Annotated in this window: 23 protein-coding genes, 1 tRNA gene and 1 pseudogene; 16 read left to right on the top strand and 9 right to left on the bottom strand. The window is 69.1% G+C overall.

Features of this window, described 5'->3' with window-relative positions:
* The first annotated feature begins 157 nt into the window (after positions 1-157).
* The 6 genes from AFR_RS02085 to AFR_RS02060 all read left to right on the top strand — a co-directional run bounded on the left by AFR_RS02085 (position 158) and on the right by AFR_RS02060 (position 3,732).
* Positions 158-601 carry a DUF6232 family protein gene (locus tag AFR_RS02085; protein ID WP_023357638.1) on the top strand — a complete coding sequence of 148 codons (444 nt, stop codon included), beginning with the start codon at positions 158-160 and terminating at the stop codon, positions 599-601.
* Positions 602-857: 256 nt separating this feature from the next.
* Complete coding sequence (locus AFR_RS02080) at positions 858-1,298, top strand: DUF6232 family protein (RefSeq protein WP_023357637.1); 441 nt, start codon at positions 858-860, stop codon at positions 1,296-1,298.
* Positions 1,299-1,490: 192 nt separating this feature from the next.
* Complete coding sequence (locus AFR_RS02075; protein ID WP_023357636.1) at positions 1,491-2,384, top strand: helix-turn-helix domain-containing protein; 894 nt, start codon at positions 1,491-1,493, stop codon at positions 2,382-2,384.
* Between the two features lie 78 nt (positions 2,385-2,462).
* Positions 2,463-2,666 (top strand): DUF397 domain-containing protein, encoded by a 204-nt coding sequence (locus AFR_RS02070; RefSeq protein ID WP_023357635.1) that lies wholly within the window; start codon positions 2,463-2,465, stop codon positions 2,664-2,666.
* 243 nt (positions 2,667-2,909) lie between these two features.
* The gene (locus AFR_RS02065) at positions 2,910-3,110 is read left to right on the top strand and encodes a DUF397 domain-containing protein (protein WP_023357634.1); all 201 of its coding nucleotides are present in this window, start codon (positions 2,910-2,912) and stop codon (positions 3,108-3,110) included.
* Positions 3,111-3,177: 67 nt separating this feature from the next.
* Positions 3,178-3,732, top strand: coding sequence for a DUF6226 family protein (locus tag AFR_RS02060; protein WP_052359294.1), 555 nt, complete (start codon positions 3,178-3,180; stop codon positions 3,730-3,732).
* Between the two features lie 6 nt (positions 3,733-3,738).
* Here AFR_RS02060 and AFR_RS02055 read toward each other — a convergent pair whose 3' ends face one another.
* A complete protein-coding gene (locus tag AFR_RS02055; RefSeq protein ID WP_023357632.1) occupies positions 3,739-4,875 on the bottom strand; it encodes a geranylgeranyl reductase family protein in 1,137 nt (378 codons plus the stop codon).
* A 60-nt stretch (positions 4,876-4,935) separates the two neighbouring features.
* On the opposite strand from AFR_RS02055, the gene AFR_RS02050 reads away from it, so the two are divergent.
* From AFR_RS02050 to AFR_RS02025, 6 genes are read left to right on the top strand one after another with little or no spacing between them, the layout of a single operon-like run.
* A complete protein-coding gene (locus AFR_RS02050; RefSeq protein WP_041840525.1) occupies positions 4,936-5,502 on the top strand; it encodes a sugar O-acetyltransferase in 567 nt (188 codons plus the stop codon).
* Positions 5,499-6,065 (top strand): TetR/AcrR family transcriptional regulator, encoded by a 567-nt coding sequence (locus AFR_RS02045; protein WP_023357630.1) that lies wholly within the window; start codon positions 5,499-5,501, stop codon positions 6,063-6,065. Before AFR_RS02050 ends, AFR_RS02045 begins: the two co-directional genes overlap by 4 nt.
* The gene (locus AFR_RS02040; protein ID WP_023357629.1) at positions 6,062-7,279 is read left to right on the top strand and encodes an MFS transporter; all 1,218 of its coding nucleotides are present in this window, start codon (positions 6,062-6,064) and stop codon (positions 7,277-7,279) included. Before AFR_RS02045 ends, AFR_RS02040 begins: the two co-directional genes overlap by 4 nt.
* 27 nt (positions 7,280-7,306) lie before the next feature.
* Entirely contained in the window at positions 7,307-8,896 is a 1,590-nt protein-coding gene (locus AFR_RS02035; RefSeq protein ID WP_023357628.1) for a methyl-accepting chemotaxis protein, read from the top strand.
* A 17-nt stretch (positions 8,897-8,913) separates the two neighbouring features.
* Positions 8,914-9,417: a YcxB family protein gene (locus AFR_RS02030; RefSeq protein ID WP_023357627.1), complete on the top strand. Its 504-nt coding sequence runs from the start codon at positions 8,914-8,916 to the stop codon at positions 9,415-9,417.
* Between the two features lie 37 nt (positions 9,418-9,454).
* Entirely contained in the window at positions 9,455-10,051 is a 597-nt protein-coding gene (locus tag AFR_RS02025; protein WP_023357626.1) for a hypothetical protein, read from the top strand.
* 51 nt (positions 10,052-10,102) lie between these two features.
* On the opposite strand, the gene AFR_RS02020 is transcribed toward AFR_RS02025, so the two are convergent.
* Positions 10,103-10,176, bottom strand: a tRNA-Thr gene (locus tag AFR_RS02020).
* A gap of 167 nt (positions 10,177-10,343) precedes the next feature.
* On the opposite strand from AFR_RS02020, the gene AFR_RS02015 reads away from it, so the two are divergent.
* Both AFR_RS02015 and AFR_RS02010 read left to right on the top strand, forming a co-directional pair.
* Positions 10,344-12,035, top strand: coding sequence for a metallophosphoesterase family protein (locus tag AFR_RS02015; protein ID WP_023357625.1), 1,692 nt, complete (start codon positions 10,344-10,346; stop codon positions 12,033-12,035).
* Between the two features lie 111 nt (positions 12,036-12,146).
* On the top strand, positions 12,147-13,613 hold the full coding sequence (locus tag AFR_RS02010) for a recombinase family protein (protein ID WP_023357624.1): 1,467 nt from the start codon (positions 12,147-12,149) through the stop codon (positions 13,611-13,613).
* Here AFR_RS02010 and AFR_RS02005 read toward each other — a convergent pair.
* Positions 13,610-14,449, bottom strand: a complete 840-nt coding sequence (locus tag AFR_RS02005; RefSeq protein ID WP_023357623.1) for a PSP1 domain-containing protein — start codon at positions 14,447-14,449, stop codon at positions 13,610-13,612. The genes AFR_RS02010 and AFR_RS02005 overlap by 4 nt on opposite strands.
* A gap of 151 nt (positions 14,450-14,600) precedes the next feature.
* Here AFR_RS02005 and AFR_RS02000 point away from each other — a divergent pair, with 151 nt between their 5' ends.
* Positions 14,601-16,106 carry a hypothetical protein gene (locus AFR_RS02000; RefSeq protein ID WP_148307850.1) on the top strand — a complete coding sequence of 502 codons (1,506 nt, stop codon included), beginning with the start codon at positions 14,601-14,603 and terminating at the stop codon, positions 16,104-16,106.
* A gap of 245 nt (positions 16,107-16,351) precedes the next feature.
* On the opposite strand, the gene AFR_RS01995 is transcribed toward AFR_RS02000, so the two are convergent.
* The 5 genes and pseudogenes from AFR_RS01995 to tmk form a co-directional block, all read right to left on the bottom strand.
* Positions 16,352-16,957: a hypothetical protein gene (locus AFR_RS01995; RefSeq protein WP_023357621.1), complete on the bottom strand. Its 606-nt coding sequence runs from the start codon at positions 16,955-16,957 to the stop codon at positions 16,352-16,354.
* Complete coding sequence (locus tag AFR_RS01990) at positions 16,957-17,253, bottom strand: type VII secretion target (protein WP_023357620.1); 297 nt, start codon at positions 17,251-17,253, stop codon at positions 16,957-16,959. The genes AFR_RS01995 and AFR_RS01990 overlap by 1 nt, the downstream gene beginning before the upstream one ends.
* Positions 17,253-17,579: a YbaB/EbfC family nucleoid-associated protein gene (locus AFR_RS01985; protein ID WP_023357619.1), complete on the bottom strand. Its 327-nt coding sequence runs from the start codon at positions 17,577-17,579 to the stop codon at positions 17,253-17,255. Before AFR_RS01985 ends, AFR_RS01990 begins: the two co-directional genes overlap by 1 nt.
* 99 nt (positions 17,580-17,678) lie before the next feature.
* Positions 17,679-18,824, bottom strand: a complete 1,146-nt coding sequence (locus AFR_RS01980) for a DNA polymerase III subunit delta' (RefSeq protein ID WP_438829932.1) — start codon at positions 18,822-18,824, stop codon at positions 17,679-17,681.
* A 1,099-nt stretch (positions 18,825-19,923) separates the two neighbouring features.
* Positions 19,924-21,996: pseudogene (gene tmk / locus AFR_RS01975) on the bottom strand (dTMP kinase); the annotation flags it as partial.
* A 243-nt stretch (positions 21,997-22,239) separates the two neighbouring features.
* On the opposite strand from tmk, the gene AFR_RS01970 reads away from it, so the two are divergent.
* The gene (locus AFR_RS01970; RefSeq protein WP_023357616.1) at positions 22,240-23,445 is read left to right on the top strand and encodes an amino acid deaminase/aldolase; all 1,206 of its coding nucleotides are present in this window, start codon (positions 22,240-22,242) and stop codon (positions 23,443-23,445) included.
* Between the two features lie 4 nt (positions 23,446-23,449).
* Here AFR_RS01970 and AFR_RS01965 read toward each other — a convergent pair whose 3' ends face one another.
* A complete protein-coding gene (locus AFR_RS01965) occupies positions 23,450-24,079 on the bottom strand; it encodes a TetR/AcrR family transcriptional regulator (protein WP_041840524.1) in 630 nt (209 codons plus the stop codon).
* Between the last annotated feature and the right edge of the window lie 76 nt (positions 24,080-24,155).

Genomic DNA, 24,155 nt, shown 5'->3' with positions numbered 1-24,155 from the left:
GCACCCGGCGGCAACCGGGTGCCGTTCTCGCCTCCAACAAGCGCAACTTCGTCGCATTACAAGCTCTGAGAAGCACGAGCGAGGCGGGGAATTCTCTCTGCGCCAATGGTGGCTCGCCTTCCCTCTCCTCGCAAGGAGTACGGGAAGGGAGTTCGCCATGCGCACCTACTACCGTGGGCCCGATGCCGTGGTGACCAGCGACATCTTCGCCGGCAGCAGTGCACCGACGAGGACGTTCGCGATTCACGACCTGAGGAACGTCTGCATCACCCGCACGGACGTGGAGAACTTCCGTCCGGGCGCCCTCCACGTCAGCGCCGGGCTTCTGCTGATCGCCGTGGCGGCCTGGCCACTGTGGAAAGCGTCCCCACTTCTCGCCCTGGGCCTGGTGGCAATGGGCATGCCGGCGTTCATCGCCGGCGCGGTCTTCTGGCGGCTGCGCCCGCAGCGCTGGGAGTTGCGAGCGACCTATCGCGGAGCCGACGTAGCACTCTTCACGTCGTCCGACGAACGCGTTTTCAACCAGGTGAGCCGCGCACTGCGGCGGGCCATCGAGGACGCCGGACCACCCACTGCCTGGGAAAACAGGGCCGCAGCCTGACCAAGGTCACAACATGCTTGTTCGCAATCTGCAAGGTGGCATGTTGAACGGTAGCGATCAGACTGGTGGCCATGCTCTACTTTGAACAGGCACCGAAGGGCGGAGTTCGAGGGGAGAAACCACAACGGCACCCGGCGGCAACCGGGTGCCGTTATTGGCTCTCGAAGTCCGGCCCGAGGCGCGAGGCGGGAATTCTCTCCAGTCGCACCGGCGACGTTCTTCCCTCCTCGCAGAGGAGCACGGAAGGAGTTCGCAGATGCGCACCTACTACCGCGGGCCCGACGCACTCGTCACCGACGAGCACTTCGTCTGGCGCACTTCCTCGACTCAGATCTTCGCCGTCGGCGAGTTGCACAACGTCGGACTCGTCGAGGGACGGGCCACGTTCCGGCCGATCGCGACGATCGTCGTCGCCGCGAGCCTGATCACCGCCACCGCAGCCGTGTGGGCCTCGTTCGGCCCCGCCGCCGGCTACTCCCTCGCCGCCCTGGCCCTCGTCATCACCGCGCTCACCGTGGCCACCCAGCACCAGCGGGCCGCCCGCATCTGGCACCTGCAGGCGTCCTACCGCGGCCTCGAGACCACTCTCTACTCGTCCGCCGACGCGCGGGTGTTCAACCAGATCGCCCGGGCACTGCGGCGGAGCATCGAGGACACACGGCCGACCCCTCGGGCGTACGGCCTCGCAGCCGCCTAGATCACCGAAAGTCTCGGACGGATCACAGGTTTCTTTTCGGTGAACTTCCACGCGCCGTCAAACGTTCTGATAGGACAGTGAGTAGGCTGACGCGCGACCTCGCTGGGTGCCTCGTGGCAGCCAGCGAGGTGGCCGTTCCACGCTCAATTGTTCGCAACTTCCGGCTCCACCGGCTTCCCGGACGAAGGAATCATGGCTGAGGGCGACTCGCCGACCGTTGCGCGCCGACGCGTGCGCATCGTGCTGCGCGAGGCCCGAGAACGAGCCGGACTCACTCAGCTCGAGGTCGCCGAAGAGATGGAGTGGAGCCTCAGCAAGGTCATCCGGATCGAGAACGGCGACGTTGCCATCGCGCCGAACGATCTGCGACCGCTGCTCGCTTATCTCGGCGTCAAGGACCGCGCGCTCATCGCCGAGATGCTCGCGAGCGCGAAGATCGCGCGCACCCGGCAGACCCAGCGGCAGGTCTGGTACCAGAGCCCGGAGTTCCGCGAGCACCTGACCGACGGCACGCGTCGCTTGATCGAATACGAGGCCGAGGCCGCGTCGATACACAGCTACTCGGTCTTCCACATTCCTGGCCCGCTGCAGATCCCGTCCTACTCCGAAGCGCTCATGAACATGTGGCGCGACGAGATGAGCGAGGAACAGCGCAAGGTCGGCCTCGATGCCCGGCGCCGCCGCCATGATGCCGTCGTCGAGCGGGTCGGGTCGCTGCGGTTCACGGCCCTTCTCGACGAGTCCGTCTTCATGAGGGCCGTCGGCGGGCCGAGAATTTTTGCTGACCAACTTCAGGAGATCCTCCGCCTGGAGCAGCAAAAACTTGTTTCAATCAGGATGTTTCCTTTTTCCGCTGATGCCGCGCTCTCGTACAACGCCGGCTTCGACATCCTCTTCATCGGCACCGACAACGACCTGTCCAACGCAGTGATGTACCGCGAGACAGGCACCTCCGATGAGATCGTCGAAGACAGAGCGACTACAGAGCGTCACCATCTGCGGTACCAAAAACTCTGGGATGCGGCACTCACCGAAGTTGAAACCTTACAGTTCGTGAAGCAGCGAATTCGTGATCTCACGCGGTAAAGAATCTAGTAACCAATTCCCGGAGGAAAGGTTGTACATCCGATGTAGTCCGCCTACTTGGAAGGCCCAATAGAACCGATGAACCTCAACGACCAGACTCCGTCTCCTTGGCGCCGTAGCAGCTACTGCGGCACCAACGCCTGCGTCGAGATCGCGGAGGCCCCCGGCCAGATCATGGTCCGGGACTCCAAGAACCCGGACGTACCCCCTTTCGTTTTCACCACCGACGAGTGGACCGCATTCGTCCGGGGCGTCAAGGCTGGCGAGTTCGGCGGAGTTTAAGACTTTTAGGCGGCGCGCGGGATGACTAGGTTTTTGCCTGTTTGTCCCGCCGCAGTTTGAGTTGATCGTGTGGTTCACCGTCAGTAACCCGGCCGGGGTCTATGCACGGCCGGGCAAAAGTACGTACATCGGTTCCAATGCCGCCAAAAGTGAGCCTCATCGGAGTTTCACTCACTTTTACTCCTGTGACAGGAAGCGCCCATCCCTTACCGTTGGTTCGGGAACCGTCACGGAGGAGTGAGCATGACAAAACAGACGGACGACGCAGGTTGGCGTAAAAGTAGCCTCTGCGGAAGTGGTGCTTGCGTCGAGGTCGCCAAGGTCGGGGACGAGTACCTGATCCGCGACAGCAAGGACCCGGGCATGACGCCCCTGACCTTCACCCAGGACGAGTGGCTCGCATTCGAGGCCGGCGTCAAGGCCGGGGAGTTCCGGTTCGAGTAAACGGGCCGAACGCTGATCTTCACTGATACCGGCAGTTGCCGCGGGCCGAGCGCGGCATACTTCGCTGGTGGGCGACACGGAGCCGCGGCCGAACAGTTTCACCACCCGGGTCACCGATCCGGGACGATTTCACGTATTGCACGAGGCCGCCGAAACTCTGCTGGACGAGTTGACCGAGCGTTACGTCGTCGACCGGCGGGAGGCCAAGGAACCCGTCGGTCCGGAGCCCGGTGCCGAGGTCGTGCGTACTGTCCGGCTGGTTCCGCGCAGTCCTGCGGCCGGGCCGCTGTCGATCGCCTTCACGGACTTCCCCGGCGTGGTGCTGCGGCTGGGGCGGTGGTTTCTCGAACCGCTGCCGGACTGTGGTTGTGACGACTGCGGCGAGGATCCGGCCTTGTTGGTCACTGATCTGCGCGCGCGGGTCGCCGCCCATGTCGAGGGTGGCCTCTGGGAGCGCGTACGCCGCGGCCTGACCAGTTCGTGGCTCGAGACGCGCCTCATCGGATCCGGTCTGCGGACCAGCCGGCAGGCGCCGATCGAGGCGGCGGAAGCGCGGGCAGCGCGCCGCGAGGGCTTCGCTGCGCCCGTTCAGTGGGCACCGTGGCCGCTCCGGGCGCCGTGAGTCGGCTCAGCGGCCGCCGAGCAGCGTGATCAGGGCGTGGATGGCCGGCCGCCGCACGACGTTGGCCATCGACAGGTCACCGCGGCAGAACGCCTCGAACGCACGCCAGCCGATCGGCGTTGCCATCGCGGCGTGCACCAGCGCCCGGCGCCGGGAGAAGACCTGCAGCAGGCGGCGTCCGGCCGTCATCTCGGGCATCAGCTCGTGGGTGATCAGCCGGTCGTACTCGGCGAGGTCGGCGGGGATCTCCGCGCGGGCGGCGACCTCACCGGCCCACGTCCCTGACCGCAGCGCGTAGCTGATGCCTTCCCGGGTCCACGGTTCCAACAGCCCCGCCGCGTCACCGACGACCAGGATGCGGCCCTTGCGCAAGGGCGCGTCCGGTCGGCGGCAGCGGGTGAGGTGGCCCGAGTCGCGTACCACCCGGCGGTCGGTCAGACCGAGCTGGGCGCGGAAGTCCGCCAGGTATTGCTTCGTCGCGGCGCCTTTGCCCTTCGCCATGATCACGCCGACGGTGAGCTCGTCGTCCTTGGGGAAGACCCAGCCGTAGGAGCCCGGCACCGGTCCCCAGTCGAGGAGCACGCGGCCGCGGTAGGCGGCCCGGTCGGCGTCGGTCGCGGCCAGCTCGACCTCGAGACCGAGGTCCTGCTGCTCGAAGGTGACGCCGACGTGCCGCGAGGTGATCGCGGCGGAACCGTCGGCGCCGATGATCACTCGCGCGGTGATCGTCTCGCCGCTGACGAGGGTCACCGTGGCCGTGTCGGCGTCCTGGTCGACCGTACGGACCTGGGCGTTCTGGCGTACCTGCGCACCGGCGGTCACCGCCGCCTTGTACCAGGCGAAGTCGAAGTCGTCGCGCCGGACCATCGTCAGCACCGGGTGCTGCGCCGAGCGCCGGGTGAAGGCGCGGCGGCCCCGGTCGGTGAAGGTGATGGCCGAGACGGTGTCGCGGGCGGGCACGGTGATCCGAGGGTCGGCGACGGCGAGTGACGCGCCGATGAGGCCGCCGCCACACGTCTTGTAGCGCGGATGTTCCGCGCGCTCCAGCACGATCGTCCGGGCTCCGGCCGAGGCCGCCGCAAGGGCCGCCGCCAGACCTGCCGGACCGCCGCCGACCACGGCGACGTCCCACTCCGCTACCACGACCGGAGTCTATCCAGATCGCTGTGTACAGCAGTACACATCATGTGTACGGTTGTACGCATGCCCGAACGGAGTATGCGCGAGCGGATGCTCGCCGGTGATTTGTACATCGCCGACGACCCGGAGCTCGCCCGTGACGCCGCCCGGGCGCAGGCCCTCAGCCACCGCCTCAACACCCTGGACCCGACCGACGACGCCGCTCGGCGAGCGGTGCTCACCGAGCTGCTCGGTGGGTTCGGGGAGGGCAGCGAGATCCGGCCGCCGTTCCACTGCGACTACGGCTCGCAGACGTTCATCGGCGCGCGAACCTTCGCGAACTTCGGGCTGATGTGCCTCGACGTGGCCACCGTGACGATCGGCGACGACGTGCAGATCGGGCCGAACGTGCAGCTGCTGACACCGACCCATCCGGTTGCGGCCGGTCCCCGCAGGGACAAGTGGGAGGCCGCACTGCCCATCACCATCGGTGACAACGTGTGGCTCGGCGGCGGCGTGATCGTTCTGCCGGGCGTCACCATCGGTGACAACACCGTCGTCGGCGCCGGTGCGGTCGTCACCCGGGACCTGCCGGCGAACGTCGTCGCGGTCGGCAACCCCGCCCGCGTGATCCGGACGGTCGAGCCGTGACCGCGCCGGCCCGGTCGCCGCGCCGCTACGACCCCGAACGCAAGACGCGGATCGTGGACGCGGCGGTGGACGTCATCGCCGAGCACGGCGTTGCCGGCACGACTCACCGCAGGATCGCGGCTGCTGCGGACGTACCTCTGGGGTCGCTGACCTATCACTTCGACGGCCTGGACGATCTCCTCGCGCAGGCTTTCCGCCGGCATGCGGAACGCATGTCGCGGTCCTACGAAGCGGCATTTTCGCAGGTGGAGACGCGCGAGCAGCTGATCGACGCGATCACCGACCTGATCCACGGAGGCGCCGGGGCCGACCCGCACGACTGGGCCGTGGCCTACGAGCTATACCTCGCCGCCTTGCGCGATCCGGCGCTGCGGAGCGTCACCGAGTCGTGGATGCGGACGAGCCGGACCGTGCTCGAACGCTTCATGGACGCGACCACCGCACGGGGCGTCGACGCGCTCGTCGAAGGCCTCGTCATGCACAAGACCCTGTCCACCACCCGCGGCGCGACACGCGCCGAGACCCGCCAGATCGTCGCGCGCCAGCTGGGAGCAGCAGCATGAGCACCACCATCGTCACCGAACCCGCCGTCGAAGTCCGCGGCGCGAGGCGGGCCGTCTACATCGCGTTCATCGCCAACGGCGTCACCATGGCGTCCTGGGCGACCCGCATCCCGCAGGTCCGCGACGGGCTGCAGCTGACACCGTCCCGGCTCGGGCTGGTGCTCCTCGCGATCGCCGGCGGGTCGATCGTGTCGCTGGTCCTCGCCGGTCAGATCGTCTCCCGCTTCGGATCGAAGCGCACGGTCATGGCGATGGCGGCTCTCCTGCTTGTCGCTCTGAGCGCGGTCGGGCTCGGCTACCCGTACGGTGTAACGCCCGTGGTGGTGGGGCTGTTCTTCTTCGGCTTTGCCAACGGCGCCTGGGACGTCGCCATGAACGTGCAGGGTGCCGTGGTCGAACGCCACCTCGGCAAGGCGATCATGCCCCGGTTCCACGCCGGTTACAGCGTCGGCACCGTGGCGGGCGCACTGGCCGGCGCGGCTGCCGTGGCCCTGCACGTGCCCGTCAGCGTCCACCTGGTCGCCTCGGCGGTCCTGGTCGGGGTGATCGTCATGCTGTCGGTCCGCACCTTCGGCCCGGACGACGTGCACCCCGAGACCGGCAGCGACAACAGCGACGGTGGTCTGAGCCGTACGCTCGCGACCTGGCGGGAACCGCGGACACTGCTCATCGGCCTCTTCGTGCTGGCGTTCGCCTTCGCCGAGGGCACGGGCATCGACTGGATCAGCGTCGCCGTGATCGACGGTTACGGCGCCCAGGCCACGATCGGCACCCTCGCCTTTGCCACCTTCCTGACCGCGATGACCCTCGGCCGCTGGTTCGGCCCGGCTCTCCTCGACCGGTTCGGACGCGTCGTCGTGGTCCGCGCGCTCGCCGTGATCAGCCTGGTCGGACTGATGCTCTTCGTCTTCGGGCCGAACACGGCGACGGCCTTCGCCGGTGCGCTGCTGTGGGGTCTCGGCGCCTCGCTCGGCTTCCCCGTCGGCATGAGCGCCGCCGCCGACGATCCGGCCAAGGCCGCTGCGCGGGTCAGCGTGGTCGCCTCGATCGGGTACTGCGCGTTCCTCGGCGGGCCACCCCTGATCGGCTTCGCGGGTGATCACATCACGGTGCTGAAGGCGCTCACGGCAGTCGCGGTCCTGCTCGCGGTGGCTGCGGCGCTCGCCGGTGCGCTGCGCCCGATCACCTCCGACTTTTCGGGAAACGCGAAGTAACACCCGGATCAGCCATATTTTCGAGGGATGACGCGTTCTCCCGCCGATCTGAGCGTGCGGATCAAGATTCAGGCTGCTGTCGGCTTCGCCGCCCTGGTCGCCCTGGCGGTGGGTCTCATCGGCCTGGTCGCGCTGAGCTCCGTCAACTCGTCCGCGCAGCACCTCTACCGGCACAACGTGGCTGGGGTGACCGCCGTCGGGCAGATCGACGCTGCTCTGTCGTCGGCGCGGCTCGACACCGCCAACCACCTGATCTCCGACACCACCGCCACCGAGGCCAAGAACGCCTCGGACTTCAACGCCGACGCGAACGCGTTCAAGACGGCGCTGGCGGCGTACCAGGAGACCGATCCGGCGGGTGACCGGTCGGTCATCACCGACCTCGAGGCCAAGTGGCTGGCGTACGAGAAGATCGCCCTCGGCAAGCTGCTGCCGGCCGGCGCCCGCAACGACGTCGAGGCCTGGCAGACGATCCGCGACGCCGAGGTGTCACCCCTGATGGCCACCGCCACCGGGCACATCGAGGCGCTCATCGCGGCCGAGACCGCCGACGCCGCACACACCGCGGCACTGGTCGAGTCGAAGTACCAGGACAGCCGTACCCAATCGATCGTGCTGTTGGTGGCCGGCCTGACCGGAGCGCTGTTCATCGGGTTTTTTGTCTCCCGCGGCATCCTGCGGTCGCTGGGCCGGGTCGAAGCGGTCTGCCACGGCCTCGCCGCCGGTGACCTGACCCGGTCGACCGGTCTCACCTCACGCGACGAACCCGGCCGGATGGGCCGCGCGCTGGACGCCGCCCTGGGCACCCTCCGCGGAACGGTCTCGACCATCGACAGCTCGGCGTCGTCGCTGGCCGGCGCCTCCGAGCAGATGTCCGGCGTCGCCCAGCAGATCGCCGCGTCCGCCGAGCAGACCTCCGCCCAGGCCGCGACCGTGTCGTCCGCCGCCGAGGAGGTCTCCCGCAGCGTCGACTCGGTGTCCGCCGGCAGCGAGGAGATGGGCGCCGCGATCCGCGAGATCTCCCAGAACGCCACCGAGGCCGCCCGGGTCGCCGGCGAAGCGGTCGAGCTGACCGCCGCCACCTCCCGGACCATGAACAAACTCGGCGAGTCCTCGGCCGAGATCGGCACCGTCATCAAGGTCATCACCGCCATCGCGGAACAGACCAACCTGCTGGCCCTGAACGCGACGATCGAGGCCGCCCGCGCCGGCGAGATGGGCAAGGGCTTCGCCGTGGTCGCCTCGGAGGTCAAGGACCTGGCTCAGGAAACAGCCCGGGCGACCGAGGACATCTCCCGCCGGGTCGAGGCGATCCAGTCCGACACGGGCGGCGCGGTCACCGCGATCGAGGAGATCACCCGGGTCATCGCGCAGATCAGCGACTTCCAGACGACCATCGCGAGCGCCGTCGAGGAACAGACCGCCACCACGGCCGAGATGAACCGCAGCGTCGGCGAGGCCGCAGCCGGCACCGGCGACATCGCCCAGAACATCACCGGCGTCGCCGAGGGCGCCCGCCTCACCAGCGAGGGCGTCACCCAGTCGCAGCAGGCCACGCGCGAACTGGCCCGCATGTCGACCGAGCTCACCACGCTGGTGTCCAACTTCCGGTACTGAGCCTATGCTCTGCGGCCATGGAGATCCGGGTCGAGCGGGCGTTCGACGAGCAGCAGACGCTCGCCAACCTGAGGGCCGCCTACGCCGACGCGCTGCGCCTCCAGCGGTCGGTCGGCACCACGGTCGCGGTCGTTTTTGCCGTCCTCGCCGTGCTGCTGCTGGTCTTCTCGGACGCCACCGGCCTCGCCTTCATCCTCCTGGTCGTGGTCGCCGCCGGCCTCTTCTACCGAGGACTCGGCGACCGCAAACTCCGGGCCATGACAGCCAAACTTCCCGCCCTCGTCCGGCAGGTCCAGGTGATCACCCTGACCTCCTCCCGGGTACGCGCGGAGTACCCGCTCATGAGTGTGGAGATCGCCTGGGAGGCGTTCGAGAAGTTCGTGGAGACCGACACCGCCTGGCTCCTCTTCTACGGCGGTGACCAGTTCCTCGCCGTACCGAAAACCGGTCTCACCGCCGACAAAAGCGACGAGTTCCGGAAATTTCTGTCGGGGCGTTTCCCCGCCCTCCCCGTCACCTAACATCGGCCTCCTTGATCCATCCACTGAGGAGACCCGCATGTCCCTGCTCCGCCGTGTCGTCGTGCCGATCGGCGCCGCCCTGGCCGCGGCCGCACTGATCGCCACGCCCGCGACGGCCGCCCCCGCGCCGGCCCTCTTCGAATCCGCACACGCAGGCTTCGACGACCCCGAAGCCGCCCGCACCCTGACCGTCGACCTCGAACGCTTCGAGGGCGCCGCCCAGGTCGACGTCGAATACTGGACACGCTCCTGCGCCGGCGACACCTGCACGACCATCTTCCGTACGGCCTACGACCAGACCCCGCAGCGCGCCAAGATGTCGCTCAAGGCCGCCTCGTTCACGGCGACCGTGGCGTACTCGGAGACGATCCGCACCTGCGTCTCCACCGCCGACGGCGAAGAGGCGGAATGCACCGACGCACCCGCCACCACCGGCACCACCCAGGTCAAGATCGCCTGGACCGGCACCGGCGAAGCCACCAAGTCCCGCTGGCGTGACGACGAGGGCCGCCTCCACGTCACCCGCCAGAAGACCGCGGCCGTGAGCGGCGAGGCCTTCGGCGAGTCGTTCCCCGTCGACCAGGGCATCATCACGTCCCTGGCCCGCACCCTGATCTACCCCGCGGCTGCCTGAAAAACCCGGCAATAGCAAAAGCCCAGGTCTCTGACCTGGGCTTTTGTACTGAGCCGCCTGACGGAATCGAACCGTCGACCTACGCATTACGAGTGCGTCGCTCTAGCCGACTGAGCTAAGGCGGCAACGGTCATTGAGTGTACGGCATCGGCGAGCGTGCCCCTGAACGGGTCGGTCAGCGGCGCGTCGGAACCGGACTAGTCTGCCTTTTGTGAACGATCGAGAGCCTCCTCAGCGGCACCGCCGGCAGTCCGCCGAGGCCGAACCTTCCGCGGCGCGGCGGCCGGTGAGCATGGAGCCGGAGCAGCTGGGTTTCACACCGCAGCGACCGGTGGGCTGGCTCGCGCCGCTGCTGCTGCTCAACACCGGCCTGCGTACCCTGATGGCGATCCTCTTCGGTGCGTACCTCGACAAACGCGAGCTGCAGAACGCCCTGCCCGGCGACGCCTTCACCCAGCCGGGCACCGCCGACGGCGAGCTGTGGTTCGACTACGTCGCCGACCTGGGTGACGGCTTCCACGCCACCTACTCCGTGGCGTACCTGCTGGCCCAGCCGCAGCTCGAGGTCGACGGCCAGGTGCTGCCCCGCGGCCAGGTGCTGCTCATGGGCGGCGACCAGGTCTACCCGCTGGCCAACGGTGACGGTTACGAGAACCGCACCAAGGGCCCCTACCGCGCCGCCCTCCCCGAGCCTCCCGCTGACGGCCCGCAGCCCACGCTCTTCGCCCTCCCCGGCAACCACGACTGGTACGACGGGCTGACGGCTTTCCTCCGCCTCTTCGCGCGCCGCAAGGACGGGCACATCGGCGGCTGGCGCACCCAGCAGTACAGGTCCTATTTTGCGGTGGAGCTGCCCGCCAACTGGCACCTGTTCGCGATCGACGAGCAGTTCGGCGCCTACATCGACGACCCGCAGCTGCTCTACTTCGAGGAGGCGGCCCGCAAGCTCGGCCCCGACGACCGGGTCATCCTCATGACACCGTCGCCGGTCTGGGTCAAGGCCGCCAAAGAGCCCGACCGGTACGACGCCGTCGACTACTTCATCCGGACCATCCTCGCCCCGACCGGAGCCCAGGTACGCCTGCTCGTCTCCGGCGATCTGCACCACTACGCGCGCTACACGGGCGAGGACCGCGATCTGATCACGTGTGGCGGCGGCGGGGCCTACCTCGTCGCCACGCACAACTTGCCCGAGCAGCTGACCGTCCCACCGAAGGAGACGCTCACCCGCAGCGCCAGCCGCAGCCGCGACTACAAGCTGGTCTCCCGCTTCCCGAGCGTCGAGGAATCCAAGCGCCTGCGCTGGGGCGTCTTCAGCAAGGTGCCGATCCGCAACGCCGGCTTCGCCACGATGCTCGGCATCATCCAAACCCTGACGATGCTCGCCATGGCCGGCGCAGCGAGCCAGGGCGGCACACTCCAACGCCTCTTCAGCATCCCGCTGGTGATCATGCTGCTGCTGATCCTCGCTGGCACGGTCCTCTTCGCCCAGCCGCCAGGCGCCGACGCCGCCAAACACTCCCGCCACTGGATCCTCGGCGTGCTCCACGGCTTCGCCCAGATCGGCCTGGCCGCCGCCGGCACCTGGGTCTGGTTCCACCTGCCGTTCCGTAACTGGGAATGGCCAGGCCCCCTGATCGTCGCCGCGATCCTCTACGGGCCGGTGATCGCCTACCTGGCCACGCAGCTGCTGTCGCTCTACCTGCTGATCGCCAGCCTCTTCGACGTCAACACCAACGAGCTCTTCGCGGGCCAGGGCATCGAGGACGCCAAAAGCTTCCTCCGCATGCACATCTCCCCCGACGGGACTCTCACCGTGCACGCCATCGGCATCGACAAGATCTGCCACAAGTGGGTCGCCGACCCCGACAACACCCCGGACAGCTCCTGGCTGCTCCCCCAGGAACCCCTGACCCCCCACCTCATCGAGCCCCCCATCATCATCGACGGCCCGGCCGCTGCAGACAGCAGTCAGCTGCCATAAGTACAGGCGCGGCCTGGGATTCTGGTTGAGCTTGACCACGCTGGTGCGCGCTCCTAGCCTAGTCGCGTGACAAGTTCACCGCGTATCAAGAGTGCGGCCAGACGACGCGCCATGCAGTCCGCCGCGCTGACCCGCACGACCTTGCGCGCTGTGCTCTACCTCCGCATGAGCGTGGACAGGACCGGGAACAGGGCGGCCCTGAAGAGCCAGGAACTGGCGTGTCGCGCCCTCGCTCTGGCGAGAGGATGGGAAGTGGTCGACGTCGTCGATGACACAGTTTCCGCCACCACTGTCCGCCTCGCCGATCGCCCGGGTTGGCAGCGTGTGGTCCGGAAGATCGAAGCCGGCGAGGCGGACCTCATCGTCGCCTGGCACCTGGACCGCGTGACCCGCTCACTCAAGGATCTCGAGTTCTTGATCGACCTGGCGCTGGAACGCGACATCGGCCTGGCCACCGCCACCGGCGACATCGATCTGACCACTGACGTCGGTCGCATGGTCGCCCGCATCCTGGCCGCTGTCGCAACGGCCGAGACGGAACGGAAGGCCGAGCGGCAGATCCTGGCGAACGATCTACGGGTGAGCACCGGCCGGCCACAGTGGATCAGGCGGCCGTTCGGCTACGAACTGGACGGCACGCTGCGCCGAGCGGAGGCGGCGGCCGTGCTGAGGGCGTACCAGGATGTGCTCGCGGGCAAGGCGTTGACGACCGTGGCCCGGGAGTGGAACGAGGCAGGCTTCAGGACGTCCGCGCCCGACCCAGCGACCGCCCGGGCGCGCGCACCGCGCCGAAATGACTACGACCCGTCCGGCCGGTGGAGCAACGTCGCCGTTCGATCTCTCCTGCGGGCTCCGCGCAACATGGCGAAGTCGACCCTGTACGGAGAAATCATGGGCGACGGGAACTGGACGCCCATCGTCGACGAGACAACCTGGCGCGCGATGGACCTGTTCCTGGCCGGCCGCGAGCGACCGGGCAGCACCGTGGGCAAGTTGGCCACCCTGTTGTCCCGGATCGCCTCCTGCACGGTTTGTGGCGGGCCGATGGGCGCGAGCAAGCGCGGCTCCGCGCCGATCTACGTGTGCCAAGGACCCGTGGACGAGACCCTGAGCCGTGGACACTGCCAACTCCCACTGGACTTCGCTGACCGAGTGGTCGTGTCCCGGTTGCTGCAGCAGATGGAGGCTACGGGGCGGACCATGTCCGGGCAGCAGCCCGCGCCGATGGACGTGGCTCCGCTGAAGGCACGCGAGAACGAGATCGAGCTGTTGATGGCCGAATTGGTGGAGGACCGAGCCGCGGGCCTACTGGAGCGGGCCGCCGTGCTCACAGGCACCGCCAGGCTCCGCGAGGAGTTGGCAGGCATCCGAAAGTCGGTTCTCGAAGCGGGACGACGAGAGACGGCCGACGAGGAGTTCGGCAAGCTCGCCCTCGTGGAGCAACGAGCAGTCCTGCGAGATGCCTTCACCTTCATCCGAGTGATCCCACGCGGAAAGGGGCGACCGAAGGCGGGTCAGCCGACCTGGCGGGCGGCACTGATCGAAACGGAGTTCACACCCGCCTGGTCATCCCCTTAGCTGCCGTAGTGCTGATCATGGCTTTGCCGAGGAGCGCAGACCGAGGCCCGGCTGCAGGAGCACCGGGAGCCGTCGGCGTCCATGCGGACCACCACCGCGTCCTTCGGGACGCTGTGAGCCACGACCCTGCCGTCACCCTCGGGAGTTGTCACCCGGCTGCCGACAGCCGGGGCATCCGCCTGAAAACGGGCGTACAAGGGATGTTCATATTTGAGGCAGCACATGAGGCGGCCGCAGGCGCCTGAGATGCGGAGGGGGTTGAGGGGGAGGTCCTGGTCCTTGGCCATGCGGATGGTGACCGGCTCGAAGTCCGTCAGGAAGGTCGCGCAGCAGAGGTCGCGGCCGCAGGAGCCGATGCCGCCCTGGACGCGGGCGGAGTCGCGGGCCGAGAGCTGGCGGAGCTCGACGCGGCAGTGCAGGGTCGCGCCGAGGTCACGGACCAGGGAGCGGAAGTCGACGCGGTGGGGCGCCGTGAAGTAGATCGTGGTGCGGGCGCCGCCGGTGCCTCCCTGCTCCAGGACGTGATCGACGGCCACGACCTTCATCGGGAGTTCGTGGGCCTTGATCAGCTTTTTGGCCGCGACCTTCGCCTCGGCCTTGCGTTTGCGGAGCAGCTCGTCGCGGCGCAGGTCCTTGTCGTCGGCGAGACCGGCGACCTTGGGGAACCCGTCGGTGTCCTCGCTGACCCATTGCGCCGCCCAGACGCACTCCGCCACCTCGGGTCCGTCGTCGGTCGGGACCAACACGCGGTCACCGACCTGAGGCGAGAACTCGCCCGGATCGAGGTAGTAGAGACGGCCGTACCGGTTGAAGCTGACCGCGCACAGCATGCCCATGGACCCACCTTACGGCGACGGACCCGTGGTGCGAAGTGGCGCAGAAGTACATAGATCCGCGCAACCCCTTCGCATCGACTCTCGTTGGGCCATCCCGTAGACGCCGCTCGTTGCGGCAATCCTTGGGGGAGGACTTTTGATGATGCCCGCCGTGCCAGCACGGGTTGATCTTGTGACACCCGCCGGGCCCGCCCGGGCCTCTTCGAGAACCGCCACGAAACGGACGGCTGCGGCTGCTTTCGGGCTGGTCAGCGCCCTTCTGGTGCCATTGCCGGCCGGTGCCGCGCCGGCCCCGTGCGAGCAGGCTCAGCGGTACGCCGCCCAGTCCGGCTCCGGGATCCTGCGGCTCGCCAAACTTGATCTCGGCCCGGCCGGCCGCCAGGAGAAGCCGATCACGGATGTCGGTGTCGGTGATGCCAAGTCGGCCCTGGTGGCCCAGTCACCGATCAACTCGGCGGCGCTCGCGCGGGTTCTCGACGGCGGACCCGCGGACCGCGAGGACCTGACCGACGTCCTGCAGCAGCAGGCGCCACCGAGCCACAAGAAGGCCAAGAGCCGCGACATCGACGCTACGGAAATCGGCCCCATCCGGCTCGGGCGCGGTGAGATGACCGTGCATGCCAAGTGGGACCCGGGCATGGCCTGCGGCGCGGCCGAGGGCGACGTGACCCGCTCCGAGGCGGAACTGAACCGGGCCGGGGTCCTCGAGCCGCTGGTGCGCGTACCCCGCAAGGTGTCGAGCGTGAGCACCACGGCGGTCGAGGGGCGCGGGAAGGCCGCGCGGACGGTGGCCTCGGCGTCTTTGACCGGCGGTGACGTGTCGGTGCTCGACGGGGCCGTCAAGGTCAAGGTGATCGAGCCGCCGTCGCTGCTCGCGGGCATGTCCCTCGCGAAGGGCGGCGAGGTCCGATACCTGCCTGCCGTGATCGAGGTCTCCGGGAAGGGCATCAAGACCGAGCGCCTGGACACGGCCGGCGACAACATCGAGGTTGTCGTCGACGAGGGCACACCAAAATCCCTTTCCGGTACGGGTGAAGCGGCCGACGACAGCGGCGACGAGGACACGACGCCGGGCCAGGACTCCGAGAGCGCCACGGCCCCGCACGATGACGAGTCGCCGAACGGCGCGCCAGGTGCCAACGAGCCCGCTGACCAGGGTGACGGCAAGGTGGGTGTGCTCAGCGGTCTGCCGAAGATGGGCGGCTTGAAGTCCGCCTCGCCGACGCCTGCGCCCGGTCTTCCTGCCATCCCGGACCTGCCGCTGATCAAGGAGACGGACACCGAGGCCACTCCCGCTGCCGGCCCCGGCACCCGCGTCAAGGTTTCTCTCGGTGACGTCCGGCAGGCGGCTTCCGGTCACGCCATCGCCGCGAAGGCGACCGCGATCCACATCGCAGTGACGCAGGGTTCCGACCCGCAGGCCTACGGGGACAGCGGCACCGGTGTTGTCCTGGACCTCGAGATGGGTCTGCTCGAAGTGGCCGCCGTCTCCCCCGAGCCGGCCGGTGGCGCCGGTGTGTCCGACGTGGCCGGAAGCGGTGGCGGCCTGCCGATCACCGGCCCGCGCGTCGACGTGCTGGCCCTCTCCGGTCTGGCCCTGTTGATCGCCGGTGCCGCGGCGCTGGTCTTCGGCATGCGGGGCCGTCCTCGGCCCTGAGCAACTTCGATATGGCCCGTCGAGGTGAAACGTGCCGACCGTTGGCAGGGTTTGCTTACGCCGCAGGGGTTGTCCTGCTTCGACCGAGCGGCCGATTCACAGCCGCACCCGGCGACAAAGCCCCGCCTGAGGCGTTGAGTGGGACCTGAGCCTGCGGGGGGTGCAGGAGGTCGCGGCGCCGCTCTCGGAACCGGTATCCGAGCGCGGCGCCGTTGCCATGCCGGCTCGATGGCAACCCGGCCGGCTCAGTGGGCTTCGGCCAGCTCGGCGGTGTCGTGCAGGAGGTCGGTGGCCGTGACGCAGCCGTCGGCGACTGCGGCCAGCAGCAAAGCTGCCACGTCAGCCGCTGCCTCGAGTTCGCGGGCCGAGGCCAGGTCCGGCTTGTCGCCGGCCAGCGCGATCGCCTCCGTCGAGCTCAGAGCTTGGGCCAGTGCGTCGGCCACCGCGTCGCGGGTGTCCTGCATCCAGGCGATCAGGTTGTCGGCCAGGTCCGCTGTTCGGTCCAGGCGGGCGCCCAGACTCTGTTCAGTTCCGCTGAGATGGTCGGCCGCTCGGCTGCGGGCCCGGTCATAGTTGTCAGCTGCGGCGCCTGCCCACTCACCAGGGCCGGGGAGCGACGCAGCAAGCACCACGTAGGCCCGGGCGTCGGCACGAAGCTCCGGGGCCGCGTCGAGCAGCTCCTCGGGCCGCAGCACCGCCACGCTGCGTACGGCGTCACCCGGCAGCAGCCGGACCCGGCGCAGCTCGGCCCACACACGGTGCTGCGGTGGCGCGCCGCCGGCGGCGAGGATGGCGTCGATGCGGCGCAGCAGAGGCGCGGCCGTGTCGAGAATGCGGTCGAGTCGGTCCATCAGATGCCCCGGCGGATCCGGCGGGCGACCTCGTCGTCGGTCTCCGTGTAGTTCTTTGCGGCCAGGCGAACGTCCGCCGCGAGTTCCGTCAGCCGGGCGGCCGCGGCGGCAGCCTCCTGAGAACGGGCGGCGAGCACGGCCAGCCAGCGTTCATGAAGCTGGCGGCCCAGGCGACCCGGCACACCCTCGTCGTCGGCGCCGAAAGCGCTCGCGGAAGCAGCGTGCGCGGACAGCGAGCGGTCCACTGTGGTCAACGCGTCAGCCGCGGAGTCCAAGCGCTCGGCCAGCTTTTCCATCAGCGCTCCCCCAGCGATCGGAACGCACCGAACACCTCGTCGTGGAGCTTCTGCCTGGCCCAGCGGGCCGCCTCGGTTGCCGTTGTCACCACCGCTTGCACCTCCCGGGCCAGCTCGGCTGCGCTGCGGTGCTGCAGGCTGCCGCGGATGCGGACGTCGGTGATCTCGCCCGCCGCGGTCACCAGCACCTCGATCGAGTCGTCCGGTGAGTGCACCGAGACCACGTGACCGGCGACCGCCTTCTCGAACTCGCCCCGCAGCACGTCGAGGCGGCGGTAACGGTCGATCGCCTCGTCGATCCATGCCTCGTCGATCTCGCGGGGCATCCGCAGGCTCCTCACCGGGCGTACCGCCATGGTTGCGTTACGACACCGAACCGTACCCGTTCGAGTGACCCGTGTGCAGCCTTTCGCGTCCCCTGTGGATTAACCGCGCCAGAGGTTGAGCATCATCGCCTCGACGGCGATCTTCGGCTTGACGTTCTGCTCGATCGCGTCGCGGCAGGCCAGGATCGCCTCGAGCCGGCGCAGGGTGCTTTCGGGCGACCACTTCTCGGCGGCGGCCGACGACTGTTGCGCGATGTCGGAGTGCACCACCGCGACCGGTGCGCGCAGATTTGTCACCAGCACGTCGCGGTAGAAGCCGGCCAGGTCCACCAGCGCACGGTCCAGGGCGTCACGCTGCGACCGTGTCGACCGGGACTTCTGGCGCTTCTCGAGCTCCTTGATCTGTCCGGCCGAACCCCGCATCGCGCCCGCCGCGCCCCGGCCCGTGCCGCCGGCGCCGAGGGCCTGCTCGAGGGCAGCCCGTTCGGTGCTGTCGTTCTCGGCGAAGGCCGTGGCAGCCTCGGTTTCGGTGGCCGCAATCAGGGCTGAGGCCGCGTCGAAGCAGGCGCCCACACCGGTCAGCCGGCGCGGAACGGCCAGCACTGCCTCACGCCGGCCACGGGCCTCAGGGTCGTTCGCGAGCCGCCGGGCGCGACCGACATGTCCCTGCGCGGCGGCCGCAGCCCACGATGCGACGTCCGGCGCGATCCCGTCACGACGGACCAGCATCTCGGCCACGGCCTCGGCCGGGGGCTGCCGCAACGGCACGACCCGGCACCGCGAGCGGATGGTCACCGAGATGTCGTCCGGATGGGTCGACGGTGTGCAGAGCAGAAAAACGGTGCGCGGAGGAGGCTCCTCGATCGCCTTGAGCAGGGCGTTCCCGGCCGCCTCGGTGAGCCGGTCCGCGTCCTCGACCACCACGGCCTGCCACCGCCCGCCGGAAGGCGCGGTGCCGGCGCGCAGCACGAGGGCGCGCATCTCGTTCACACCGATGGACAGGCCTTCGGGAACCACAAAGCGCACGTCGGCATGCGTCCCGCCGAGCACGGTGTGGCAGCCGTGGCATTCACCGCAGCCGGTGCCGTCGCGTTCGCATTCCAGGGCCGCGGCCAGCGCGCGGGCGGCCACCGAGCGGCCCGATCCCGGCGGCCCGGTGAAGATCCAGGCGTGGGTCATCGCACCGTTGGCCGTGACGTTGTCACCGGCGACGATCCGGGCGGCGGCGGCCGCGGCCCGGCTCATCGTCTCGACAGCCTCGTCCTGCCCGACCAGGTCGGCGAACACACTCATGGCGTCGATTCTCGCTCTTTCACGCCCGCGTGCCCACCTGCGGTGGCTCATCGTCCCCGGCAGCCTGCGCCCGGTTCCCGGTCAGATCTTCCAAGATTTCGTACGGCGTCTCATCCTCATCAACCGCACCCACGCGCTCGACCCGCTCACCAGCACCAACCCGCTCAGCACCCCGCGCCCCGCCCTCGCCCCCAGAAGCAGAACCGGCGCGCTCACTGACCTCACCGTCAACCGCCCCCAGCTCGCCGTCACCGGAAGATGCCGGCGCAGCCGAAACCCCGTCGGCGTCGGCGTCGGCGGAAGTCGTAACCGCATCCGCAGAAGTCGTTTCCTCAGACTCAGGGGCGGGACTTCCGACGGAGCCCGCGTCCGCGTCGTCGGAGCCCGGCTCCGCGACGGCAGGCTGCTCGACGGGGGCGGACGACACCACCGAGCTCGCCTCCAAGTCATCAGCAGACGCACCCACGACCGTCGTCGCCTCAGGATCGTCGGACGCTGGTCCGACGACCGACGTCGCGTCCGCATCGTCAGCAGGCGCACGCACCACGGAAGTTGCATCCGGGTCGGTGGACGGCGACCGCACGACCGACGTCGCGTCCGGGTCCGTCGAAGGCGAGCGAACGACCGACGTCGCGTCCGGGTCCGTCGAAGGCGAACGAACAATCGACGTCGCGTCCGGGTCGGTCGAGGGCAAACGGACAATTGAGGTCGCGTCCGGGTCGGTCGAGGGCGACCGCACGATCGAGGTCGCGTCCGGGTCCGTCGAAGGCGAGCGAACGATCGAGGTGGCGTCCGGGTCGGTCGAAGGCGAACGGACCACCGACGTCGCGTCCGGGTCGTCGGACGATGGGGCCCGGACGACCATGGTCGCGTTCGGGTCCGTGGAGGCCGGGCGGACGACCATCGTGGCGTTCGGGTCGGTGGAGGCCGCGCGGACCACCATCGTCGCGTTCGGGTCGTCGGAGTCGGCGGGTCGGACGAGCATCGTGTCGTCGGGGCCGGCGCCCGGGCGGATCACCATCGTGGCGTCCGGCGAGGCGCCCGTTTGCATGATCAGCGTTTCGTCCGGGCCGGCGTGGGACGCGGCCAGGTCGGGGGCGTTCAGGTCCGGGCCGGGTGGGACCGCCGTCGATGCGGGCTCCGGGTGGCTGTCGTCGCCGGAGGTCAACAGGCTGTTGAGTCTGGTGGCGACCACGTCCGCAATCTCTTCCGCGGGCCGGGCCGCGTCGAGGACCAGGTAGCGCTTCGGGTCGGCGGAGGCCAGGTCGAGGAAGGCGTAGCGGACGCGTTCGTGGAAGGAGCGGGATTCGCTCTCGAGCCGGTCCGTGCCCTGGCCGCGGCTGTCGACGCGGCTCAGTCCCACGGTCGGGTCGACGTCGAGCAGGACGACGAGGTCGGGTTTGAGGCCACCGGTCGCCCAGGAGGACAGCCAGGAGATTTCCTGGACGGGCAGCGTACGGCCGGCGCCCTGGTAGGCCAGGGAGGAGTCGACGTACCGGTCGCTGATCACCACGGCGCCGCGTCCGAGTGCCGGGCGGACGACAGTCGCCACGTGGTGGGCGCGGTCTGCGGCGTAGAGCAGGGCCTCGGCGCGCGGGGACGGCGCGTCCGAGTTGTCGCCGTTGGAGAGGACCAGGCTGCGGATGCGGGCGCCCATGTCGGTCGCGCCGGGTTCGCGGGTGACGACGACGTCATGGCCGGCTTCGATAAGGGCTTCGGAGAGGCGGGTGACCTGCGTCGATTTGCCGGCGCCCTCGCCGCCTTCGAAGACCACGAAGATGCCCTGGCGGGTGAACTGCTCGCCCGGGGAGAGCGGGCGGCCGCGGATCGAGCTCCAGAGGTCGGCGAGGACGGGTACGCCCTGCTTGTCGTCCATCTGCCGGAACGCGCTGATGCCTGTCCAGACGCCGATGACCCCGGCGACGAGCAGCAGGATGCGGGTCGACGAGATGTCGACGGAGATGCTGCCCGCGGAGACCGTGCGGGAGCTGCCCAGGCCGACCAGCAGACCGGCGAGTGAGATCGCCAGGAGCAGGACCAGGCGGGCGCCGATCTGCACCACGGCAAAGACGCGGCCGCGGACCTCGTCGTTGACCTGGCCGCCGAGCAGGGTGACACCGGCGAGGAACGCCATGCCGGCGCCCGCGCCCACGAAGAGCGCGCCGAACAGCGCCATGGACAGGTGGAACGCCACGGACAGGAAGCCGACGGCGCCGCTGGCGAGCACGATGCTCATGCCGAACCAGCGGCGGCGCGACAGTTCCTTGACGATCATCGGGCCGAGGCCGATGCCGATCGCGAGGCCGATGAACAGGGTCGCGAAGAGCAGGTAGAAGGCCGCGTCACCGGCGCCGAGGGAGGCGGTGAAGAAGCGGGCGGTGCCGATGACGATGCCGGCGCCCGCGAACGCGCCGAAGATGCCCAGCACGAGACCGCGGACGAAGGGCGTGCCGCCGATGTATTTCCAGCCCTCGACGAACTGGCGGAACATCGAGGTCTCGGCGTTCTTCTCCTTGCGTTCCCGATGGCCCTCGCTGATCTCCTTGATGCCGAAGAAGACCACCGCGGCGGTGGCCGCCCGGGAGAACGCGTTGATCCAGAGCGCGATCTGGACGGGCTCGGCCCAGTCGGGCAGGCCGCCGATCGGGCCGCGGACCACACCGTCCAGCGCCGCGAGGGCGAGTGCGGCGAGGATGGGCGTGATCCCGTACGTGGTGATCAGGGTGAGCTGGTTGGAGACCTCGAGGCGGCCCTTGGGGATGAGGTTGGGGACCGCGGCCTCCTTGGCCGGGATCCACATCAGGGTGACGGTCTCGCCGAGGAAGGTCGCGATGACCGCCCAGGTGACCGTGAGGCCGCCGGAGTCGCTGAAGAGTGCGACCACGGGGATCGAGCCGTAGATGACAAAGCGCAGGATGTCGCAGATGACCATGGTGTAGCGCCGGTCGAACCGGTCGGCCATGACACCCGCGATCGGGCCGAGCAGGAGGGCGGGCAGCAGGCGGATCGCGATCGTGCTGGAGAAAGCGCTGCCCTGGGCCACGCTGCCGGTCACCTGCTGGGAGGCGAAGAGCGCGGTGGCGAGGGTGCCGATCCAGTCGCCGAACGAGGCCACGCTGAGCACGAGCCACAGCCGGCGGAAGGGCCGGATCCGCAGGACGGAACGCAGAGCGGCGGCCCCCGAGAGGTCTACCGGTCCCGTTTCCTGGCGTGCTGAGCTCGTTTCGGTGCTGATGGCTCTTACCTCCCCGTGGTCACTGCTCGAAGCACTCTAACGGGCGGTCGCAGCTCACCGTGGTTGCGCTCGTTCGGGTGGCGCATAAATGAAGGTGTTTCGCATAAGACCGCCAGCGGTTAAGTTGCTGGCGTGATCGTCGAACGCAGTGCCCTGCGGAAGCGCCTGGATCGTGCAACCGGGCACCTGGAGACACCGCTCGCCGTCGTGGACCTGGCCGCGTTCGACGCGAACGCGTCCGCGCTGTCGGTCCGCTCGGCCGGGAAACCCATCCGGGTCGCCAGCAAATCGGTACGCGTCCGCGCCCTCCTCGAGCGCGTCCTGGCCCGTCCGGGCTGGTCAGGAGTGATGGCGTACACGTTGCCGGAGGCGATCTGGCTCGTGCGCAGCGGCGTCACGGATGACGTGCTGGTCGCGTACCCGAGTGTTGATCGGACCGCGATCGCGGAACTGGCCTCGGATCCGCAACTGGCCGCCGCGATCGCCATCATGGTCGACAATCCCGCCCACCTGGACCTGGTCGACGCCGTCGCCGCGCCCGGGCAACGTCCTGACGTGCGGATCTGCCTGGAGCTGGACGCGTCCTGGCGGCCCGCCGGTCCGCTGCACATCGGGGTCCGGCGGTCTCCCATTCACTCGGCAGCGCAGGCCGGCTCGCTCGCCGCCAAACTGGTCAAGCGGCAGGGTTTCAAGCTGGTCGGGATGATGGCCTACGAGGCGCACATCGCCGGGCTCGGTGACAAGCCGCCGGGTCAGGCGCTGCGAGCCCGGGGCATCCGGATGATGCAACGGCGCAGCCTGCCCGAGCTGCTCAAACGCCGGATGGCCGCGGTCCGGGCGGTCCGCGAGCACGTCGACCTCGAGTTTGTGAACGGTGGCGGCACGGGCAGCATGGCGGCCACCGCGTCGGACCCGTCGGTGACCGAGATCGCCGCGGGTTCCGGCCTCTACGGCCCGACGCTGTTCGACGCCTATCGCACGTGGCAGCCCACACCGGCGGCGTTCTTCGCGCTGTCGGTGGTCCGCCGCCCGGCGCCGAAGATCGCCACCGTGCTGGGTGGCGGCTGGATCGCCTCGGGACCGCCCGGGACGTCGCGGCAGCCGACGCCGTGGCTGCCCGAGGGCCTGCGCTTCCGCGGCGACGAGGGCGCCGGTGAGGTGCAGACGCCACTGGTCGGCGCCGCGGCCGACGAGTTGCAACCCGGTGACCGGGTGTGGTTCCGCCACGCCAAGGCCGGCGAGCTGTGTGAGCACGTCAACGAGGTGCACCTCGTTGACGGCGACACCGCGGCGCCGACCCCGACGTACCGGGGAGAGGGGTATGCGTTCCTCGGTTAGCGCGTCACGCGGGAACGTGACGGTGCAGGTATTCCCTGATCAGCGCCTTGGCCTCGGTCAGCACGGCCTCGTCACCGGTCACGTCGCGCCGGAACGCCAGCTTGATCAGCGCGTCCGACGCCTCGACGGCGATCAGCAGCGCGAACCGGAGCCGGCCACGGTCCATCAGCTGGAACTGGTCCACCAGGAGTTCGGCGAGCCGGTCACCGATGACGGCGTTGTTGTCACGCTCGGCGTCGAGCAGATGGAGGTCCACCACGTCGCCGAAGTGCAGCGTCCGGAAGCCCGGCACGCTGCGGTGCATGTGAATGTAGGCGTCTATCGCCGCGTCCACGCCGTCCCACCAGTGGGCGAACGTCTCGTTGGCGAAGCGTGCCGACAGACTCTGCAGGTACGCGTCCATGTTGCGCATGGCGAGGGCCTGGACGATGGCCCGCTTGTCGGGGAAGAACTGGTAGACCGAGCCGATGGCTACCTCGGCCCGCTCGGCGAGCAGGGTCGTGGTCAGGCCCTCGTACCCGACCTCGTCCACCAGCTCCGCGCAGGCGTCGAGCATGCGCTGGACCCGGGCAACGCTTCTGCCCTGCACCGGAACCCGCCGCAGCGGTCCGGTGGTGACGGTTGGTGTCGACACGCGTCGCCACTCCCTCTCAGCAGTGATAATCGGAACGTTACTCGGATCAACGAGCGAGACGCATCGACGGGACGCC

It is taken from the genome of Amorphoplanes friuliensis DSM 7358 (assembly GCF_000494755.1).
Taxonomy (GTDB): domain Bacteria; phylum Actinomycetota; class Actinomycetes; order Mycobacteriales; family Micromonosporaceae; genus Actinoplanes; species Actinoplanes friuliensis.
The sequence above is the reverse complement of the archived record's forward strand: the minus strand, read 5'-3'. Positions and strand labels throughout refer to the sequence as shown.

Bases quoted from the DNA above. Each gene is read 5' to 3' on its own strand.
- AFR_RS02085 (WP_023357638.1), top strand. From the start codon at position 158: ATGCGCACCTACTACCGTGGGCCCGATGCCGTGGTGACCAGCGACATC.
- AFR_RS02080 (WP_023357637.1), top strand. From the start codon at position 858: ATGCGCACCTACTACCGCGGGCCCGACGCACTCGTCACCGACGAGCAC.
- AFR_RS02075 (WP_023357636.1), top strand. From the start codon at position 1,491: ATGGCTGAGGGCGACTCGCCGACCGTTGCGCGCCGACGCGTGCGCATC.
- AFR_RS02070 (WP_023357635.1), top strand. From the start codon at position 2,463: ATGAACCTCAACGACCAGACTCCGTCTCCTTGGCGCCGTAGCAGCTAC.
- AFR_RS02065 (WP_023357634.1), top strand. From the start codon at position 2,910: ATGACAAAACAGACGGACGACGCAGGTTGGCGTAAAAGTAGCCTCTGC.
- AFR_RS02050 (WP_041840525.1), top strand. From the start codon at position 4,936: ATGCCCGAACGGAGTATGCGCGAGCGGATGCTCGCCGGTGATTTGTAC.
- AFR_RS02040 (WP_023357629.1), top strand. From the start codon at position 6,062: ATGAGCACCACCATCGTCACCGAACCCGCCGTCGAAGTCCGCGGCGCG.
- AFR_RS02035 (WP_023357628.1), top strand. From the start codon at position 7,307: ATGACGCGTTCTCCCGCCGATCTGAGCGTGCGGATCAAGATTCAGGCT.
- AFR_RS02030 (WP_023357627.1), top strand. From the start codon at position 8,914: ATGGAGATCCGGGTCGAGCGGGCGTTCGACGAGCAGCAGACGCTCGCC.
- AFR_RS02025 (WP_023357626.1), top strand. From the start codon at position 9,455: ATGTCCCTGCTCCGCCGTGTCGTCGTGCCGATCGGCGCCGCCCTGGCC.
- AFR_RS02015 (WP_023357625.1), top strand. From the start codon at position 10,344: ATGGAGCCGGAGCAGCTGGGTTTCACACCGCAGCGACCGGTGGGCTGG.
- AFR_RS02010 (WP_023357624.1), top strand. From the start codon at position 12,147: ATGCAGTCCGCCGCGCTGACCCGCACGACCTTGCGCGCTGTGCTCTAC.
- AFR_RS02005 (WP_023357623.1), bottom strand. From the start codon at position 14,449: ATGGGCATGCTGTGCGCGGTCAGCTTCAACCGGTACGGCCGTCTCTAC.
- AFR_RS01995 (WP_023357621.1), bottom strand. From the start codon at position 16,957: ATGGACCGACTCGACCGCATTCTCGACACGGCCGCGCCTCTGCTGCGC.
- AFR_RS01990 (WP_023357620.1), bottom strand. From the start codon at position 17,253: ATGGAAAAGCTGGCCGAGCGCTTGGACTCCGCGGCTGACGCGTTGACC.
- AFR_RS01985 (WP_023357619.1), bottom strand. From the start codon at position 17,579: ATGCCCCGCGAGATCGACGAGGCATGGATCGACGAGGCGATCGACCGT.
- AFR_RS01980 (WP_438829932.1), bottom strand. From the start codon at position 18,824: ATGAGCCGGGCCGCGGCCGCCGCCGCCCGGATCGTCGCCGGTGACAAC.